Origin of the sequence: Sphaerotilus sp. (assembly GCF_041083715.1) — a bacterium.
In the GTDB taxonomy this organism is placed as follows: Bacteria; Pseudomonadota; Gammaproteobacteria; order Burkholderiales; family Burkholderiaceae_C; genus Sphaerotilus.
On sequence record NZ_JBFPGY010000027.1, the window covers coordinates 1 to 18,314 of the forward strand.

General features: G+C 63.1%; 17 protein-coding genes. 2 read left to right on the plus strand and 15 right to left on the minus strand.

Translation table 11 applies throughout. The features are described 5' to 3' along the window. From AB3X43_RS01110 to pstS, 7 genes are all read right to left on the minus strand, one after another. Positions 1 to 755 (minus strand): histidine kinase dimerization/phospho-acceptor domain-containing protein (locus tag AB3X43_RS01110; protein WP_369428051.1); only part of this gene is annotated, 755 nt, incomplete at its 3' end. 65 nt (positions 756 to 820) lie between these two features. Next, positions 821 to 1,516: a phosphate regulon transcriptional regulator PhoB gene (gene phoB, locus AB3X43_RS01115; RefSeq protein ID WP_369428052.1), complete on the minus strand. Its 696-nt coding sequence runs from the start codon at positions 1,514 to 1,516 to the stop codon at positions 821 to 823. A 1-nt stretch (position 1,517) separates the two neighbouring features. Further along, on the minus strand, positions 1,518 to 2,222 hold the full coding sequence (gene phoU / locus AB3X43_RS01120; RefSeq protein ID WP_338415852.1) for a phosphate signaling complex protein PhoU: 705 nt from the start codon (positions 2,220 to 2,222) through the stop codon (positions 1,518 to 1,520). A gap of 73 nt (positions 2,223 to 2,295) precedes the next feature. Beyond that, positions 2,296 to 3,081 carry a phosphate ABC transporter ATP-binding protein PstB gene (pstB, locus tag AB3X43_RS01125; RefSeq protein ID WP_369428053.1) on the minus strand — a complete coding sequence of 262 codons (786 nt, stop codon included), beginning with the start codon at positions 3,079 to 3,081 and terminating at the stop codon, positions 2,296 to 2,298. Between the two features lie 18 nt (positions 3,082 to 3,099). Continuing rightward, positions 3,100 to 3,966: a phosphate ABC transporter permease PstA gene (gene pstA, locus AB3X43_RS01130; RefSeq protein WP_369428054.1), complete on the minus strand. Its 867-nt coding sequence runs from the start codon at positions 3,964 to 3,966 to the stop codon at positions 3,100 to 3,102. Next, entirely contained in the window at positions 3,966 to 4,889 is a 924-nt protein-coding gene (pstC, locus tag AB3X43_RS01135) for a phosphate ABC transporter permease subunit PstC (RefSeq protein WP_473965042.1), read from the minus strand. The genes pstA and pstC overlap by 1 nt, the downstream gene beginning before the upstream one ends. A gap of 204 nt (positions 4,890 to 5,093) precedes the next feature. Next, positions 5,094 to 6,131, minus strand: coding sequence for a phosphate ABC transporter substrate-binding protein PstS (gene pstS / locus AB3X43_RS01140; protein ID WP_369428055.1), 1,038 nt, complete (start codon positions 6,129 to 6,131; stop codon positions 5,094 to 5,096). Between the two features lie 234 nt (positions 6,132 to 6,365). On the opposite strand from pstS, the gene AB3X43_RS01145 reads away from it, so the two are divergent. Beyond that, complete coding sequence (locus tag AB3X43_RS01145; protein ID WP_369428056.1) at positions 6,366 to 6,851, plus strand: fasciclin domain-containing protein; 486 nt, start codon at positions 6,366 to 6,368, stop codon at positions 6,849 to 6,851. 75 nt (positions 6,852 to 6,926) lie between these two features. On the opposite strand, the gene glmM is transcribed toward AB3X43_RS01145, so the two are convergent. From glmM to AB3X43_RS01165, 4 genes are all read right to left on the minus strand, one after another. Then, entirely contained in the window at positions 6,927 to 8,258 is a 1,332-nt protein-coding gene (gene glmM, locus AB3X43_RS01150) for a phosphoglucosamine mutase (protein WP_369428098.1), read from the minus strand. Between the two features lie 91 nt (positions 8,259 to 8,349). Then, positions 8,350 to 9,219: a dihydropteroate synthase gene (gene folP / locus AB3X43_RS01155; RefSeq protein ID WP_369428057.1), complete on the minus strand. Its 870-nt coding sequence runs from the start codon at positions 9,217 to 9,219 to the stop codon at positions 8,350 to 8,352. Positions 9,220 to 9,307: 88 nt separating this feature from the next. Then, positions 9,308 to 11,218: an ATP-dependent zinc metalloprotease FtsH gene (gene ftsH / locus AB3X43_RS01160; protein WP_369428058.1), complete on the minus strand. Its 1,911-nt coding sequence runs from the start codon at positions 11,216 to 11,218 to the stop codon at positions 9,308 to 9,310. A gap of 173 nt (positions 11,219 to 11,391) precedes the next feature. After that, positions 11,392 to 12,078 carry an RlmE family RNA methyltransferase gene (locus tag AB3X43_RS01165; RefSeq protein ID WP_369428059.1) on the minus strand — a complete coding sequence of 229 codons (687 nt, stop codon included), beginning with the start codon at positions 12,076 to 12,078 and terminating at the stop codon, positions 11,392 to 11,394. A gap of 20 nt (positions 12,079 to 12,098) precedes the next feature. Here AB3X43_RS01165 and AB3X43_RS01170 point away from each other — a divergent pair, with 20 nt between their 5' ends. Further along, positions 12,099 to 12,584: a YhbY family RNA-binding protein gene (locus AB3X43_RS01170; protein WP_369428061.1), complete on the plus strand. Its 486-nt coding sequence runs from the start codon at positions 12,099 to 12,101 to the stop codon at positions 12,582 to 12,584. Between the two features lie 99 nt (positions 12,585 to 12,683). On the opposite strand, the gene AB3X43_RS01175 is transcribed toward AB3X43_RS01170, so the two are convergent. The 4 genes from AB3X43_RS01175 to carA all read right to left on the minus strand — a co-directional run bounded on the left by AB3X43_RS01175 (position 12,684) and on the right by carA (position 18,168). After that, positions 12,684 to 13,121: a DUF4149 domain-containing protein gene (locus tag AB3X43_RS01175; protein WP_369428062.1), complete on the minus strand. Its 438-nt coding sequence runs from the start codon at positions 13,119 to 13,121 to the stop codon at positions 12,684 to 12,686. Positions 13,122 to 13,134: 13 nt separating this feature from the next. Further along, positions 13,135 to 13,611, minus strand: a complete 477-nt coding sequence (greA, locus tag AB3X43_RS01180) for a transcription elongation factor GreA (protein ID WP_369428063.1) — start codon at positions 13,609 to 13,611, stop codon at positions 13,135 to 13,137. Between the two features lie 98 nt (positions 13,612 to 13,709). Then, complete coding sequence (gene carB, locus AB3X43_RS01185) at positions 13,710 to 16,988, minus strand: carbamoyl-phosphate synthase large subunit (RefSeq protein WP_369428064.1); 3,279 nt, start codon at positions 16,986 to 16,988, stop codon at positions 13,710 to 13,712. Beyond that, positions 16,981 to 18,168, minus strand: a complete 1,188-nt coding sequence (carA, locus tag AB3X43_RS01190) for a glutamine-hydrolyzing carbamoyl-phosphate synthase small subunit (protein WP_369428065.1) — start codon at positions 18,166 to 18,168, stop codon at positions 16,981 to 16,983. The genes carB and carA overlap by 8 nt, the downstream gene beginning before the upstream one ends. Between the last annotated feature and the right edge of the window lie 146 nt (positions 18,169 to 18,314).

Sequence of the window (18,314 nt, forward strand, 5' to 3'; positions counted from 1 at the left end):
ATCAGGGCCAGCAGACGCCGGCGCTCGGCCTCATCCAGCGGCAGGTGGCCCAGCGTTTCGACAAAGCCCACCAGCACCGTGAGCGGCGTGCGGATTTCGTGCGACACATTGGCCACGAAGTCGCGCCGCATGGCTTCGGCCTGCAGCCGTTCGGTCACATCCTGGGTCAGCAGCAGGCGCTGGCCAGCTCCATAGGCGCGCACCAGCAGCGTGAGGGACATCCGGGACTGGTAGTTCGGCAGACTGATCGCCTCGCGGCTCTCGCCCGCCTGCAGGCCGGTCACGAACGCAGGCGAACGCACCAGGTTGGTAATGCGCTGGCCCAGGTCCCGCTGGGGATCCAACCCGAGATGGACCGCGCCGATCTGGTTCAACCAGATGATCTGCTCGTCGGCATCGAGCAAGATGACGCCGTTGGGCGACGCCTCGATCGCGTGCAGGAACTCACCCAACCGCTGGCGCTCGGCGCGCAGGGCCAGTTCACGCTGACGCAGGGCACGCTCGGTGCGGTAGGCCATCTCGCCCCAGAGCTGGCCGTCGCGCGGAGCATCCCCCTCCAGGTTGCCGCGCAGCCAGGCGACCAATCGTCCGGCCCGGCGTGCATCACGCCAGCCGGACAGCAACACGCCGAGAAACGCACCCGCCCAAGTACCCAGCACGGGTGCGTGCAGGCGCAGGCCCATCAGGCCGCCAACCATTGCCAGCAGGCTCATGAGCAGCAGAGTCGCGAACAAACGCCGCAGGACAAGGCTCATGGCAGGTCCTTGTAGATCATCGAACACAGGAAGTGAGCACCGCCGCAGCGGCCGGACCGTGCCGTTCAGGCGGCGGTAGCGGAGTGGGTGAGTCGATAGCCCGCGCCGCGCACGGTTTCGATCAGCTGCGCGCAATGTACCGGCAACAAGGCTTCGCGCAAGCGTTTGATGTGCACGTCCACGGTGCGTTCTTCGATGAACACATGATCGCCCCAGACACGGTCCAGCAGCTGCGAGCGGCTGTGGACATGTTCCGGATGGGTCATCAGGTAGTGCAGCAGCTTGAACTCCGTCGGTCCCAGCCGGCACTCTGCCTCGCCACGCGACACCCGCCGGGTCGATGGATCGAGTCGCAGGCCGCTGAATTCGACGACCGCCTCGCTCGCTGTCGGTGCCCGCCGGCGCAGGACAGCCCGGATGCGTGCCAACAGCTCACCAGTGGAGAACGGCTTGACGAGGTAGTCATCGGCGCCTGCATCCAGCCCGGCCACCTTGTCACGCTCTTCGGCGCGCGCCGTCAGCATGATGATGGGCAACTCGCGGGTGCGCGGTGCCTGTCGCCAACGGCGCGTCAGCTCCACCCCGGAGGCACCCGGCAGCATCCAGTCCAGCATGGCGAGATCCGGCAGCACCGCGTCCACCACCCCCTGCGCCTGTTCTGCAGATGCAGCCACCACCACCTCGAAGCCGACGTGCCGCAGGTTGATCGCGATCAGCTCGGCGATCGCCGGCTCGTCCTCGACCACCAGCACACGTGCCATCTCACCGCACCATGTCGGCCACGGCATCCGGCGTGTTGTGCCGCACGTCCATGCCCTTGACGATGTAGATGATCTGCTCCGCCAGGTTCTTGGCGTGGTCGCCCACCCGCTCGATCGCCTTGGCGACGAACACCAGATCGATCGACACCGAGATGGTGCGGGGATCTTCCATCATGTAGGTGATGAGCTTGCGCAGCAGACCATCGAACTCGCGGTCGATCTCGTCGTCCTGACGGATCACCTCGAGCGCCTGGTTGACGTCGAGGCGTGCGAAGGCGTCCAGTGCCTTGCGCAGCGAGGCGGTCGCCAGACTGGCTTCGACCGATACGTCCGACACCGGGAAACGCAACCGGCCCAGCACCCCCGTCTGAACCAGCCCACGCACCGTGCGTGCGATGCGGGCGGCCTCGTCACCGACACGCTCCAGATTGCCGATGGTCTTGGAGATGGCAATCAGCAGCCGCAGATCGCGTGCGGTCGGCTGGCGCCGGGCGATGATGGTGGAGAGGTCTCGGTCGATCTCCATTTCCATCTGGTTCACGCGCTCTTCGGTACGGATCACCTGTACAGCGATTTCCTCGCTGAACTGCGTCAGCGCCAGCATGGCTTGTGCAACCTGGGACTCGACCATGCCGCCCATTTCGAGCACGCGGGTGGAAATGCCGCTCAACTCGGCGTCGAACTGACTGGAGAGATGCTTGTCCATGGTGGGGAACTCCGGCGATATTGATATGGGGGACAGACGCGAGGATCGCAGCAAGCAGTGTGCCGCGCTGGCGTCAGCCGAATCGACCGGTGATGTAGTCCTCTGTTTCCTTTTTCCGAGGCTTCATGAAAATATCGGACGTCGGGCCGAACTCGATCAAGTCACCGAGGTACATGTAGGCGGTGTAGTCCGAACTGCGCGCAGCCTGCTGCATGTTGTGGGTGACGATGACCACGGTGTAGTCGCTCTTCAGTTCGTCGATCAGTTCCTCGATCTTGCCAGTGGAAATCGGGTCAAGCGCCGAACACGGCTCGTCGAGCAACAGCACTTCGGGCTTGATCGCGATGCCGCGGGCAATGCACAGGCGCTGCTGCTGACCACCGGACAGACCAGATCCGCTCTTGTCGAGCTTGTCCTTGACTTCATTCCAGAGTGCGGCCTTTTTCAGCGCCCATTCAACCCGCTCATCCATCTCGACACGGGGAAGATTCTCGAACAGCTTCACACCGAAGGCGATGTTGTCGTAGATCGACATCGGGAACGGTGTGGGCTTCTGGAAGACCATGCCGACGCGGGCACGGATCAGCGAGATGTCTTCCTTGGACGTGAGGATGTTGTCTCCGTCCAGCAGGATCTCGCCTTCCGCGCGCTGCTCCGGATAGAGCTCGAACATGCGGTTGAACGTGCGCAGCAGCGTCGATTTTCCGCAGCCCGACGGACCGATGAAGGCAGTGACCTTCTTCTCCGGAATGTCGAGGTTGATGTTCTTCAGTGCGTGGAAATTGCCGTAATAGAAGTTCAGATTGCGAACTGCCACCTTGATCTTTTCGGCGGTGGGCGTAGCGACTTTGGCGTCCATCGGAGGATCCTCGGGAGTTCAGTGTTTGTTGCGCAGCAGGGTGCGCGCAACGATGTTCAGGGCCAGCACGCCCACGGTGATCAGGAAGACCCCGGCCCAGGCCAGTTTCTGCCAGTTCTCGTACGGACTCATGGCGAACTTGTAGATCGTCACCGGCAGGCTGGCCATCGGCTCGTTCAGATTGCTCGTCCAGAACTGGTTGGACAGCGCCGTGAACAGCAGCGGTGCGGTCTCGCCAGAGATGCGCGCAACCGCCAGCAGCACGCCGGTCATCACCCCAGCCCGCGCCGATTTCAGCGTGATCGACAAGATCACCTTCCACTTGGGCGTTCCCAGCGCGTAGGCCGCCTCACGCATCGCGTTCGGAATCAGGCTGAGCATGTTCTCGGTCGTGCGGATGACGACCGGAATGACGATCAGCGTCAACGCCAGCACGCCTGCGAATCCGGAGAAGCTCTTCATGCGCGCCACCCAGACGCCATAGACGAACAGGCCAATCACGATGGAAGGCGCAGACAGCAGGATGTCGTTGATGAAGCGCGTGGTCCGACCCAGCCAGTTGGATCGACCATATTCCGCCAGATACACCCCCGCCATCACGCCAATGGGCGTTCCCAGCAGTGTGGCCAGGCCGACCATGGTCAGCGAACCGAAGATCGCATTGGCCAGCCCACCGATTTCAGCCTGAGGCGGCGGCGTCATCTCGGTGAAGGTCGCCAGATTCAACCCGCCCAGCCCCATGCGTACCGTCTCGATCAGGATCCAGACCAGCCAGAACAACCCGAATGCCATGGCACCCAGGGACAGGGTCAAGGCCACGCTGTTGATGCGCTTGCGGTGGCGGTGCATCGCCAGCCGCGATTCATATGACGCAGTGGTGCTCATCAGCGCCCCTCGCCTTTCTTCAGTTGGGCCAGAAGAACCTTGGACAAGGACAGCACGACAAACGTGATGAAGAACAGGACCAGTCCAAGGTAGATCAGCGATGCCTGGTGCAGTCCCTCGCCGGCTTCAGCGAACTCGTTGGCCAGTGCCGACGTGATGCTGTTGGCCGCTTCGAACAGCGACACCGAATTCAGCTGGTTCATGTTGCCGATCACGAAGGTGACGGCCATCGTCTCCCCGAGCGCGCGCCCGAGGCCAAGCATGATGCCGCCGATCGCACCGGTCTTGGTGTAAGGCATCACCACCTTCCAGACCACCTCCCAGGTGGTCGCGCCCAATCCGTAGGCAGACTCCTTGAGCATCGGTGGTGTCACTTCGAACACGTCGCGCATCACGGACGCGATGAACGGGATGATCATGATGGCCAGAATGATGCTGGCCGAGAGAATACCGATGCCCACCGGCGGGCCGGAAACCAGGTCACTCAGCACCGGCAAGCCAGCGAACACCAGTTGAAGCGGCTGCTGGACAAAGCGCGCCAGGATCGGGCCGAAGACCATCAGGCCCCACATGCCATAGACGATCGAAGGGACGGCAGCGAGCAACTCGACCGCGATCCCCAGCGGACGCTTCAACCAGGCTGGCGACAATTCGGTCAGAAACAGCGCAATGCCAAAGCTCACCGGCACAGCGATCAGCAGCGCGATGAAGGACGTCATCAGCGTCCCGTAGATCATGACCAGACCACCGTAGTGATCTTCGACAGGATCCCATTCGCTCCGCCAGAGAAACGACAGGCCGTACTCCCGGATGGCCGGCATCGCGCCACTGACCAGTGACACGATGATGCCCACCAGCAAGGCCAGCGTCAGCCACGCACAGGCTTGTGCAACGAAGGCAAACAGCGTGTCGGCCCAAGGCATGCGGACCACGGCACGCGAGCCCTCGTTTCCAGATCTTTCAGCCATTTTCGATGCAGTTTCCGGCGAATGAGCCGGGAGTGTAGCGGCCACAGGGACTCCTCAGGACGGTCTGGGCGCCAAGCCGATGGCGAGCACCGGGCACGGCAGAGCACTCGGTTGCTGGCCCGAAGACCGCAAGCGAGTGCATGTTGAAAGTCGTGGAACTTACTTGTGGGCAATCGCCTTGCCGGAAGCGTCCTTGATTTCACCCCATTGCTTGCGCACCAGGGCCTTGAGCGAATCCGGCAGCGCAACGTATTCGAGGTCGTTGGCCATCTTGTCGCCGCTGTTGTAAGCCCAATCAAAGAACTTGAGCGCAGCAGTGGCCTGGCCAGGCTTGTCCTGCACCTTGTGCATCAGGATGAACGTGGCGCCCGTGAGCGGCCAGGCATCCTTGCCCGCCTGGTTGGTCAGCACTTGATAGAAGGTCTTGGACCAATCCGCACCAGCCGCCGCGGCCTTGAAGTTGGCGTCATCCGGTGCCACGAAGTTGCCTGCTGCATTCTTCAGCATCACGTACGACATCTTGTTCTGCTTGGCGTAGGCGTATTCGACATACCCGATCGAGTTCGGCAAGCGCTGCACAAATGCCGAAACACCCTCGTTGCCCTTGCCGCCCGCGCCGGTCGGCCAGTTCACGGCCGTGCCTTCGCCGACCTTGGACTTCCAATCGGCATTCACCTTCGACAGATAGTTCGTGAAGATGAAGCTGGTGCCCGAGCCGTCCGCACGGCGAACCACGGCAATCGCCGTATCCGGCAGCGGCACGCCAGGATTCAGTGCAGCCAGTGCCGGATCATTCCACTTGGTGACCTTGCCGAGATAGATGTCGGCCAGCAATTCGCCAGACATCTTGATCTGCCCGGGCTGGATCCCCTTGATGTTGACCACCGGCACCACGCCGCCGATCACCGTCGGGAACTGCATCAGGCCGTCCTTGGCCAGTTCGTCATCGCTCAACGGCGCGTCAGAGGCGCCGAAGTCGACGGTCTTGCCCTTGATCTGCTTGATGCCTGCGCCAGACCCGACCGATTGGTAATTGATACGCGCACCAGTCGCCTTGTTGTAGGCGTCCGCCCACTTGGCATAGATCGGCGCGGGGAACGATGCACCGGCACCCGTGGCGTCCTGCGCGGCGGCCATGCTTGCCGCTGCCGTCAGAGTCAAGGCCAACATCGTCTGACCGATAGTGCGAATATTCATGTAGCTTCCTCAGATGCGGACAACGGCACGTCGCCGATGAAATGAATCGTAGGCCCGTATTGTGACAACCACGTGACTCGCCTGCGCAGCGGGGAAAAGCCGTTCGGCTCTGCCTGTTCACCACGGGCACAGGCACCACGGCATCGTCATCGATTCGTCACGATTCCTGAGAAGAATCGGCGGACTGTCCGGACGTCGGTCCGGAGCCCGAAACCCGTTGAGCGAGGAGCTTGCATGAACAAACGTCTCTGGTTGTTGGCAATGGCCGGTGTGACCGCCTGGACCCTGTCTGGCTGCGCGGCCATGCGCGCGCCCCCCTCGATCGCCGACACGCTGGCGTCCACCCCGGAGCTGTCCACGCTCTCGCAGCTTGTGCGACAGGCTGGCCTGACCGACACATTGAACGGCGAAGGCCCGTTCACGCTGTTCGCGCCGTCGAATGAAGCGTTCAAGGCCGTTCCCGCCAAGACCATGGAAGCACTCGGCAAGGACCCAGCAGGCTTGAAGGCCGTGCTGTCCTACCACGTGGTGCCATCGCGCTTGCCCGCGGCCAGCATCACCAATGGCAAGCTCAAGTCCCTGGAAAGCTCGACGCTGACCACCGCACGCGCCGGTGAGTTCGTGACCGTCGAAGACGCATTGGTCACCCGTGCAGACATCGCTGCACGCAATGGCATCGTGCACATCGTGGACCAGGTGCTGATTCCACCGAAACACTGACTCCTTCGGAAGCCCCACAAGAAAAACCCGGCAGTTCATGCCGGGTTTTTTGTTGCACGGATGGGAGATCTGAACTCAGGCCGTCACCGTGTCCGCCATCCGCTGCGCACAACGACGGGCCACTTCCGCGTCCTGTGCCTCCACCATCACCCGCAGCAAGGGCTCTGTTCCCGAAGCACGGATGAGCACGCGACCGGTGTCGCCGAGTTCAGCGGTGATGCGTTCCTCCTCTGCGAACAGCGCCTGGTTGTTCTTCCAATCCTGGCCAGGCGCCAGCCTGATGTTCAGCAGCGTCTGCGGGAACAGATCGACACCCTTCAGCAGATCGGACAGGGAGCGGCAAGCCCGCTGTTGTGCTTGCAGGACCTGCAGTGCAGAGACAATGCCATCACCGGTGGTATGCCGATCGAGCGCCAGCAGATGGCCGGAGCCCTCGCCACCGAGCTGCCAGCCACGCCGCGTCAGCTCTTCGAGGATGTAGCGATCACCCACCTTCGCGCGCACGAACTCGATGCCACGGCGCTTGATGGCGACTTCGACCGCCATGTTCGTCATCAGTGTCCCGACGACACCGGGCACGGATTCGCCTTGCGCCAGCCGGTCCACCACCATGGCGTAGAGCAGCTCATCGCCGTTGTACAGGCGACCAGCGCCATCCACCACCTGCAGCCGATCGGCATCGCCATCCAGGGCAATGCCGTAGTCGGCGCGGTGCAGTTCGACGGCATCGACCAGTGCCTGCGGCGACGTGGCACCGACGCCGTCATTGATGTTGTAGCCATCCGGTTCGCAGCCAATGCGGATGACCTCGGCACCCAGTTCGTGGAACACGTCCGGAGCGATGTGATACGCAGCGCCATTGGCACCGTCGACGACGATCTTCAGGCCCTTGAGCGACAGATCGTTCGAGAAGGTCGACTTGCAGAATTCCAGGTAGCGCCCCGGTGCATCGTTCAGACGGCGAGCCCGGCCGAGCGCACTGGAATCCGCCCAGAGTGGCTCCGCGGCCAATGCAGCTTCGACCTCTTCCTCCCAGGCGTCCGGCAGCTTCTCGCCACGGGCCGAAAAGAACTTGATGCCATTGTCCGCATACGGATTGTGCGAGGCACTGATGACGACACCCAAACTGAGACGCAGGGCCCGGGTCAGGTAAGCAACACCGGGTGTCGGCAACGGACCCGTCAGCATCACGTCCACGCCCGCCGAATTGAGGCCGGCTTCCAGTGCAGATTCCAGCATGTAGCCGGAAATGCGCGTGTCCTTGCCGATCAGAACGACCGGACGTTCATGGGTCGCGCGCAATACCCGACCAACGGCATTGCCAAGCCGAAGTACAAAATCTGGCGTAATCGGATAGGTACCCACTGCACCACGAATTCCATCCGTCCCAAAATACTTTCTGCTCATTTCAATCCCGTGAGGCAATTCCTGATGGATGGCCATGTTACCCACCATTGCCTGCATTACCTTAATGGCAGACCCAGCCCATCTCCATGCGTCACAGCAATCCGGCGGCTCTCCACACTTTGAGTGCATCCACTGTTGCGTCGACGTCATGGACACGGAGGATGCGTGCGCCGCACTGCGCGGCGGCGAGGGCCGCCGCCACGCTGCCGCACAGCCGATCGGTCACCGGCTTGCCCGTCACTGCCCCGAGCGACGATTTGCGTGACCATCCCGCCAGCACCGGATAGCCCAAGTCGAGCAAGGCCTGCTGCCCCCGCACCAACGCGAAGTTGTCTTCCACGCGCTTGCCAAACCCGATGCCAGGATCGAGCACGATGCGTCTGCGATCCACCCCACGTTCTGCCAGTGCACGGACCCGTTCGACCAGAAAGTCTCTCACCTCGGAGACGACATCGGCATGCCAGGGTGCGACCTGCATGGTCTGCGGCTGACCGGACATGTGCATCAGGCAGACACCGCAGTGCGGGTGAGCTGCCACCACATCCATGGCGCCAGCCGCACCAAGCGCGTGGATGTCATTGATGATGTCCGCACCGAGATCCAGCGCCCGCTGCATGACCTCCGGCTTGCAGGTGTCGATCGACAGAGGCACACCCAGCGAGAGGGCTTCCCGGAGGACAGGTTCGATTCGCAGCCACTCCTGTTCCGCAGAAATCGATTCGGCCCCCGGGCGACTCGACTCACCACCGATGTCCAGCAGATCGGCGCCCTGCTGCAACAGTGTCTCGCAGTGCTTCAGCGCCACGGAGGCGGATGAACGCCCGCCATCGAAAAAGGAGTCTGGCGTGACGTTGACGATCCCCATGACCCGCACGGGACGCAGGTCGATCTGATAGCGACTGGTGGTCCAGGTGGGATGCGGGGGGATGCTGCAGCTGGCGGAACTGGTGGATGAACTCATCGCGAGTACCCTGGGTTCTGGTCGAGACCACAAATACAAAACGGGGCTTGCGCCCCGTTTCTGGATTCAGTCCTGACTCTGTTGCGTATCAAGCAGGCGCGGTCGCATTGCCTGAACTGATGGATGGCGGATTCGACGGGCCTCCAGGAGGCTTGTTGACCGACGGAATCCAGTCCTTGGGTGGCTTCGGCGGACGACCGTTCATGATGTCCTCGATCTGGTCCGCATCGATGGTTTCCCACTCCAGCAGCGCCTGGGCCATCACATGCATCTTGTCCTGGCTTTCCTCGATCAGACGACGAGCCAGTGCGTACTGGTTGTCGATGATGCGGCGAATCTCGGAATCGACCTTCTGCATCGTCTGCTCGGACATGTTGGTGGTCTTGGTCACCGACCGACCGAGGAAGACTTCTCCCTCGTTGTCCGCGTAGACCATCGGGCCCAGTGCGTCGGTCATGCCGTAGCGGGTCACCATGTCACGGGCAATCTGGGTCGCACGCTCGAAGTCGTTGCTGGCGCCGGTGGTCATCTGGTTCATGAACACCTCCTCCGCAATTCGACCACCAAACAGCACGGAGATCGTGGACAGCATGCGTTCCTTGTCCAGACTGTAACGGTCCCCTTCAGGCAACTGCATCGTCACACCCAGCGCACGACCACGCGGGATGATCGTCACCTTGTGGACCGGATCCGTCTTCGGCAGCAGGCGAGCCACCAGCGCATGACCCGCCTCGTGGTAGGCCGTGTTGCGGCGCTCTTCCTCGGGCATGATCATGGACTTCCGCTCGGGGCCCATCATGATCTTGTCCTTGGCTTTCTCGAAGTCGACCATCTCCACGACCCGGCCATTGCGGCGGGCAGCGAACAGAGCAGCTTCATTGACCAGATTGGCCAGATCAGCGCCCGAAAAGCCCGGAGTGCCGCGCGCCAAAATGTCGGCGCGGATGTCCTGTCCGATCGGAATCTTGCGCATGTGCACGTTCAGGATCTGCTCGCGACCACGCACGTCCGGCAGCGTCACATAGACCTGGCGGTCAAAGCGCCCCGGACGCAGCAACGCCGGATCCAGGATGTCCGGGCGGTTCGTGGCAGCCACGACGATCACACCCAGGTTGGTCTCGAAGCCGTCCATCTCGACCAGCATCTGGTTGAGGGTCTGCTCGCGCTCGTCGTTGCCCCCACCCAGACCGGCACCACGGTGGCGACCGACCGCGTCGATTTCATCGATGAAGATGATGCAGGGCGCGTTCTTCTTGGCCTGCTCGAACATGTCGCGCACGCGTGCCGCACCGACACCAACGAACATTTCCACGAAGTCCGAGCCGGAGATCGAGAAGAACGGCACCTTGGCCTCACCGGCGATGGACTTCGCCAGCAAGGTCTTGCCGGTTCCCGGAGGACCGACCATCAGCACCCCACGGGGGATGCGGCCGCCAAGCTTCTGGAATTTCTGGGGATCCTTGAGGAAATCGACCAGTTCCTTCACTTCTTCCTTGGCTTCGTCACAACCGGCCACATCGGCGAACGTCACCGAGTTGTTGGTGTCGTCGAGCATGCGGGCGCGGCTCTTGCCAAAGCTGAAGGCACCGCCCTTGCCGCCACCTTGCATCTGGCGCATGAAGTACACCCACACGCCGATCAGCAGCAACATCGGACCCCAGGAAATCAGCAGGCTGGTCAGCAGGGAGGGCTCGTCGCGCGGCTTGACGCGGAACTTGATGCCATTGCTGATGAGATCGCCGACCAGACCGCGGTCCAGATAAGTGGCCGTGGTGCGGATCTTCTTGTCATCCGTCGTCAGTGCTTCGATCTCGGCACCGCCCGGATTTTCCTGCAGCACCACCTCGCGGATGCGCTTGGAGCGCACCTCTTCAAGGAACTCGGAGTACCCGATCTGGTTACCGGCCGTGGCCGTGCGGTCAAACTGCTTGAAAACGGTGAACAGCACCAACGCTATCACCAGCCACACAGCTACTTTGGAGAACCATTGATTGTTCACCGCGGCTCCTTATTTGATTCGAACACGCCCCAGATCGGGGCCTTGCGTGCCGCTTGGTACGCACCTACGCGGTAGATGGGGGCAATTCTAGTGCAGTCAACCCCCCGGCAAGCCGATGTTTGGCAGGTAACCCTGACCTTGAACAGGGCGGGCGTGCACTCTCGCACCGGAAATCAGCTTCTCTTGTCGGCATTTTTCAGCCCCAGACCGACCAGAAAGGTTTCCGCCGATTTGTCCCGGGACGCCTTGGGCTTGATGGGCTTGACCACCCGGAAATGGTCCTTGAACAACTGTACCAGCTGGCTATATCCACTGCCGTGGAACACCTTGCACACCAGCACACCGTCCGGACGCAGATGCGCCTGCGCAAACTCGATGGCCAGCTCGATCAGGTGGGCAATGCGTGCGGCGTCCGACACCTCGATGCCAGACAGATTCGGCGCCATGTCCGACACCACAACGTCGACGGACCGCCCGCCCAGCACATCCACCAGCTGCTGCAGCACCGCGTCTTCACGGAAGTCGCCCTGGATGAAGCGCACCCCCTCGATCGGCTCGAAATCGAGCAGATCCAGCGCAATGATCGTTCCGTTGAGTTCGCCCGCCGCGGCACCGCCGATGCCAGCCTCCTTCGGCGCAAACCGACGGCGCAGGTACTGGCTCCACGCACCCGGACACGCACCCAGATCGACCACCACCTGGCCGGGTCGAAAGAGGTGGAACGTCTCGTCGATTTCCTTGAGCTTGTAGGCGGCACGGGCGCGGTAACCGTCGCGTTTGGACTGCCGGACATAGGGATCGGTCAGGTGCTCGTTGAGCCACGCCTTGTTGATCTTCTTGCTTTTACTGTCGATCTTCATATCGCAACGATAATAGCGGCATGGCTGCCATCCAATTGACTCCGGCCCAGCGCAAGGAACACCGCGCTGAGGCCCACCACCTCGACCCCGTCGTCATGATCGGGTCCGAAGGACTCACTCCTGCCGTTCTCAAGGAGATCGACTCTGCCCTCAATGCCCACGGACTGATCAAGGTCCGTGTCTTCAGCGACGACCGCGCGGCGCGTGAAGCCCTGCTGGTCTCGCTGGCCGACGAACTGGAAGCTGCACCGATCCAGCACATCGGCAAACTGCTGGTGCTCTGGCGCCCGCTGCCAGCCAAGGAAGAGCGTCCCGGCTCGGCCGATCGGCGCGCCGCAGCACCCCGCGTGGTGAAACTGCTGACTTTCTCCAAGAGCGGGTCGCAACGTGCGCAGGTCAAGAAGCTCACCATCTTCGGCAACCAGCGCCTGACCGCAGGCGGAATCGTCAAGCGGTCCAAGAAGCGCCTGATCGGCACCAAGAAACGCGCGCAGAGCAGCGAATAAGCCCCTCGGGATCACACACCCGCATCCATCGTTGACGCAAAGACCCCGAAACCGGGGTCTTTGCGTTTCTTACCGTGGGTAACGTTTTCTGCAAGGCGTTCAATTCGTCCCGGTACCGCGCCAGACCAACGCCAGCAGCAACAGCCCCTTCAACACGAACAGCACGCTGGAGAGGCCATGCAATGCACCGAAACTCAGCCGCCCTTGTCCGGCACGGGCCGCTTCCATCATGGGTTGCAGCGCGAAATAACCCAGTACGGTGCAGAACAGCGCACCAAGCACCAGCAGCAGATTCACCGACAGCACCGAACCCTGCCCCGCCTGCATCCGCAGGGAAGCCAGCCGCCGCTCGATCAGGAACAGCACGGCAGCCAGCCCCAGCGCCGCATAGGCCTCGATGCGGAACATGTTGCCTGCCAGTCGGCCGGCGTCTGCACGCTCCAGTCCTGCAAACAGCACCGGTGCAGACACAGCAGCCAAGGTGACCACCAGACCCAGCCACAAGGCTGCCAGCACCGTTCGGACGCGACTCAGCATGATGGCCTCCGGATCAGGTGTAGCGCACTTCGATGACCTCGTAGCTCTTCGCACCACCGGGCGCGTTCACCACCGCCACGTCACCGGCCTCCTTGCCGATCAGCGCACGGGCAATGGGTGAGCCGACCGAGATGCGCCCGAACTTGATGTCCGCCTCGTCCTCGCCGACGATCTGGTAAGTCACGGGATCGCCCGACTCCTCTTCCTCCAGATCGATGGTCGCGCCGAACACGATCCGCCCACCCGCATTGAGCGTGCTCGGGTCGATCACCTGTCCGACCGCCAGCTTGCCTTCGACTTCCAGGATCCGGCCTTCGATGAAGCCCTGCTTGTCCTTGGCCGCTTCGTACTCGGCGTTCTCGGACAGGTCCCCCTGCGCGCGGGCCTCGGAGATCGCATTGATCACCCAGGGCCGCTCCACGGTCTTGAGCCGATGCAGCTCGGCTTTGAGCAGCTCGGCGCCGCGCTTGGTCAACGGAATCGTGGCCATGGTTCTTCTAACTCGATAGTCGATTGCAGGGACAAAAACGAGCCGCCGCCAGCTTCCCTGCGGAAGGCCGGCGGCGGCGACAGATCAAGGCGCGGAGTTTAGATCAGTTCGGCGTGCAGCTCTTGCAGGGAGACCACCGAGAGCCCGTCCTGGTGCTTGAGCGCTTCGGTCGCAGCCTCGCAGCCCGCCATCGTCGTGTAGTACGTCACCCGGTTGGCCAGCGCGGCGGTGCGGATGTGGCGCGAGTCGGCGATCGCCGTGCGTGTTTCGTCCACCGTCGTGAAGACCAGCTGGATCTCGCCGGACTTGATGATGTCGGCGATGTGCGGGCGGCCGTCCTTGACCTTGTTGACCACCTTGACCGGAATGCCGGCCGCCGAGATGGCACCGGCCGTGCCCTTGGTGGCCACGATGCCGAAGCCCAGCGCATGCAGGTCACGGGCGATCGCCACGGCGCGGGCATGGTCCTTGGTCTTGACCGAGATCACGACATTGCCGCTGCGCGGCAGGCGCGAACCGGCTCCCAGCTGGCTCTTGAGCATGGCCTCGGCAAAGGTCTTGCCCACACCCATGACCTCGCCGGTCGAACGCATTTCCGGGCTGAGGATCGGGTCCACGCCTGGGAACTTGTTGAACGGGAAGACAGCTTCCTTGACGCTGAAGTACGGGGGGACGACCTCGTGCGGCATCTGGCCGTTCGGGTCCTTCTGGTCCACCAGCAACTGCCCGGCCATGCAGCGCGCGGCGATCTTGGCCAGCGGCTGGCCGGTCGCCTTCGACACGTACGGCACGGTGCGCGAGGCGCGCGGGTTCACTTCCAGCACGTAGACGGTGCAGGCATCGAGCCCGGCCGTCACATCGCCCTGGATCGCGAACTGCACGTTCATCAGGCCGACCACCTTCAGGGCCTTGGCCATCAGCGCGGTCTGGCGGCGCAGCTCGTCCTGCAGCACGCTTGAGAGCGTGTACGGCGGCAGCGAGCAGGCCGAGTCGCCGGAGTGGACGCCGGCCTGCTCGATGTGCTCCATGATGCCGCCGATCATCACCGCGCCGCTGGCGTCGGCGATGCAGTCCACGTCCACCTCGACGGCGTCATCGAGGAAACGGTCCAGCAGCACCGGCGACTTGTCGGAGACGCGCACCGCTTCGCGCATGTAGCGCTCCAGATCCTTGTCGCCGTGCACGATTTCCATCGCGCGGCCACCCAGCACATAGCTCGGGCGCACCACCAGCGGATAGCCGATCTCGTTGGCCAGTACCAGCGCAGCCTCTTCGGTGCGCGCGGTGCGGTTGGGCGGCTGCTTGAGGCCGACAGCGTGCAGCAGCTGCTGGAAACGCTCGCGGTCCTCGGCCACGTCGATCGAGTCCGGGCTGGTGCCGATGATGGGCACGCCGTTGGCCTCCAGGTCCAGCGCCAGCTTCAGCGGCGTCTGGCCGCCATACTGCACGATCACGCCAACCGGCTTTTCCTTCTCGACGATCTCCAGCACGTCTTCGAGCGTCACCGGCTCGAAGTACAGGCGATCGGAGGTATCGTAGTCGGTCGAGACGGTTTCGGGGTTGCAGTTGACCATGATGGTCTCATAGCCATCTTCGCGCATGGCGAGGGCAGCGTGGACGCAGCAATAGTCGAACTCGATGCCCTGGCCGATGCGGTTCGGACCGCCGCCCAGCACCATGATCTTCTTGTTGGTGGTGGGCGCAGCCTCGCACTCGCCGTCCGCGTTCTCGTAGCACGAGTACAGGTAGGCGGTCTGCGTGGAGAACTCGGCGGCGCAGGTGTCCACGCGCTTGTAGACCGGACGCACACCCAGCACATGGCGGCGGCGGCGCAGGTCGTGCTGGTTGGTGCCCATCAGCTTGGCCAGGCGCTTGTCCGAGAAGCCCTTCTTCTTCAGGAAGCGCATCTCCTCGGCGCTCAGGCTGTCCAGCGTGCGGGTCTTGACCTGGGTTTCGGTGGCGACGATCTGCTCGATCTGGGCCAGGAACCACGGGTCGATCGCAGTCTCCTCGAAGACCTCGTCGAGCGACATGCCGATGCGGAAGGCGTCCCCGACGTACAGGATCCGTTCCGGACCCGCCTCGCCGATCTCCTCGATGATCTCGTCACGGTCCGTGGAGCGCTCGGTCAGGCCGTCGATGCCCGTTTCCAGGCCGCGCAGCGCCTTCTGGAACGACTCCTGGAACGTGCGGCCCATGGCCATCACTTCACCGACCGATTTCATCTGGGTCGTCAGGTGCGAATCGGCGGCCGGGAATTTCTCGAACGCGAAGCGCGGGATCTTGGTGACGACATAGTCGATCGACGGCTCGAAGGACGCCGGGGTCGCGCCGCCGGTGATGTCGTTCTTCAGCTCGTCCAGCGTGTAGCCGACGGCCAGCTTCGCGGCGATCTTGGCGATCGGGAAACCCGTGGCCTTCGACGCCAGCGCCGACGAACGCGACACACGCGGGTTCATCTCGATGACGACCATGCGGCCGTCCTTCGGGTTGATCGAGAACTGCACGTTCGAGCCACCGGTGTCCACGCCGATCTCGCGCAGGATCGCGATCGAGGCGTTGCGCAGCAACTGGTATTCGCGGTCGGTGAGCGTCTGCGCCGGGGCCACGGTGATCGAGTCACCCGTGTGGATGCCCATCGGGTCGAGGTTCTCGATCGAGCAGACGATGATGCAGTTGTCCGCCTTGTCGCGGACCACTTCCATCTCGTACTCCTTCCAGCCGATCAGCGATTCCTCGATCAGCAACTCCTTCGTCGGCGAGAGGTCGAGGCCGCGCTTGCAGATCTCCTCGAACTCTTCCGGGTTGTAGGCGATGCCGCCGCCGGTGCCGCCCAGCGTGAAGCTGGGGCGGATCACCATCGGGAAGCCGCTGCCGCCGATGTCGGCCTGGATCGCCTTCTGGACCGCCCAGGCCTCTTCCATCGAGTGCGCGATGCCGGATTTCGCGGAGCCGAGACCGATCTTGGTCATCGCGTCCTTGAACTTCAGGCGGTCTTCGGCCTTCTCGATCGCGTGCTCGTTGGCACCGATCATCTCGACCTTGTACTTGTCGAGCACGCCGTGCTTGTGCAGGTCGAGCGCGCAGTTCAGCGCCGTCTGGCCGCCCATGGTCGGCAGGATCGCGTCCGGGCGCTCCTTGGCGATGATCTTCTCGACCACCTGCCAGGTGATCGGCTCGATGTAGGTCACGTCCGCCGTGTTCGGGTCGGTCATGATGGTCGCCGGGTTCGAGTTGACCAGGATGACCTGGTAGCCCTCTTCACGCAGCGCCTTGCAGGCTTGTGCGCCGGAGTAGTCGAACTCGCAGGCCTGGCCGATGATGATCGGGCCGGCGCCGATGATGAGGATGGATTTCAGGTCGCTGCGCTTAGGCATTGTTCTTCTCCGCCACGTGCTGGGTCATGAGCGCCGTGAAGCGGTCAAACAGGTAGGCAATGTCATGGGGGCCGGGCGAGGCTTCCGGGTGGCCCTGGAAGCAGAACGCAGGCTTGTCGGTGCGGGCCAGGCCCTGCAGCGTGCCGTCGAACAGGCTGACGTGCGTCGGGCGCAGGTTGGCGGGCAGCGTTTCAGCGTCCACCGCGAAGCCGTGGTTCTGGCTCGTGATCGAGACGCGGCCGGTGTCGAGGTCCTTCACCGGGTGGTTGGCGCCGTGGTGGCCGAACTTCATCTTGAAGGTCTGCGCGCCCGAGGCCAGCGCCATGATCTGGTGGCCCAGGCAGATGCCGAAGGTCGGAATACCAGTCTCGATCAGGATCTTCGCGGCGGCAATCGCGTAGTCGCAAGGCTCCGGATCGCCAGGGCCGTTGGACAGGAAGATGCCATCCGGCCGGTGGGACAGCACATCGGCGGCAGACGTCTTGGCGGGAACCACCGTGACCTTGCAGCCGCGCTCGGCCAGCATGCGCAGGATGTTGCGCTTGACGCCGAAGTCATACGCCACGACATGGAACTGCGGCGCAGTCTGCTGGCCGAAACCCGGCTCGCCATTCGCGGCGAACAGCTGCCACTCGGTTTCGGTCCAGACTTCCGGCTCGCGGCGGGTGACGACCTGCGCGAGATCCTGACCCGCCATGCTCGGCGCACGGCGGGCCAGCGCGACGGCCTCGTCGACCATGGCCTGCGTCACAGCGGTGTCAGCCGGAAAACCCATGATGCAGCCGTTCTGGGCACCGTGGGTGCGCAGCACGCGGGTGAGGCGGCGGGTGTCGATGTCGGCGATGGCGACGGTGCCTTCGCGCACGAGGTACTCGGCCAGCGTCATCGACTGGCGGAAGTTGGATGCGCGGACAGGCAGGTCCTTGATGATCAGACCAGCGGCATGGACTTTCGAGGCCTCGACATCCTGCTCGTTGACGCCGTAATTGCCGATGTGCGGATACGTGAGGGTCACGATCTGCCGGCAGTAGCTCGGGTCAGTGAGGATTTCCTGGTAGCCGGTGAGCGCGGTGTTGAACACCACTTCGCCGACTGTGTGACCGGCAGCGCCGATCGAGGTGCCTAGAAAGACTGTGCCGTCTGCGAGTGCGAGGATAGCGGGGGGCAGGACGGGCAGCACGGGAACTCCGGATAGAGCGCCCCCAGCGCTGCTTCAGACCGGTCGGGCTCTGCGGGTGGAGCACCGGCGACAAGCGCCATTCCGGAATCGTTGGGCAAGCATGAGACGCTGGGAAGCGTTGTTGGCAGACAAACCTGTGGATTATA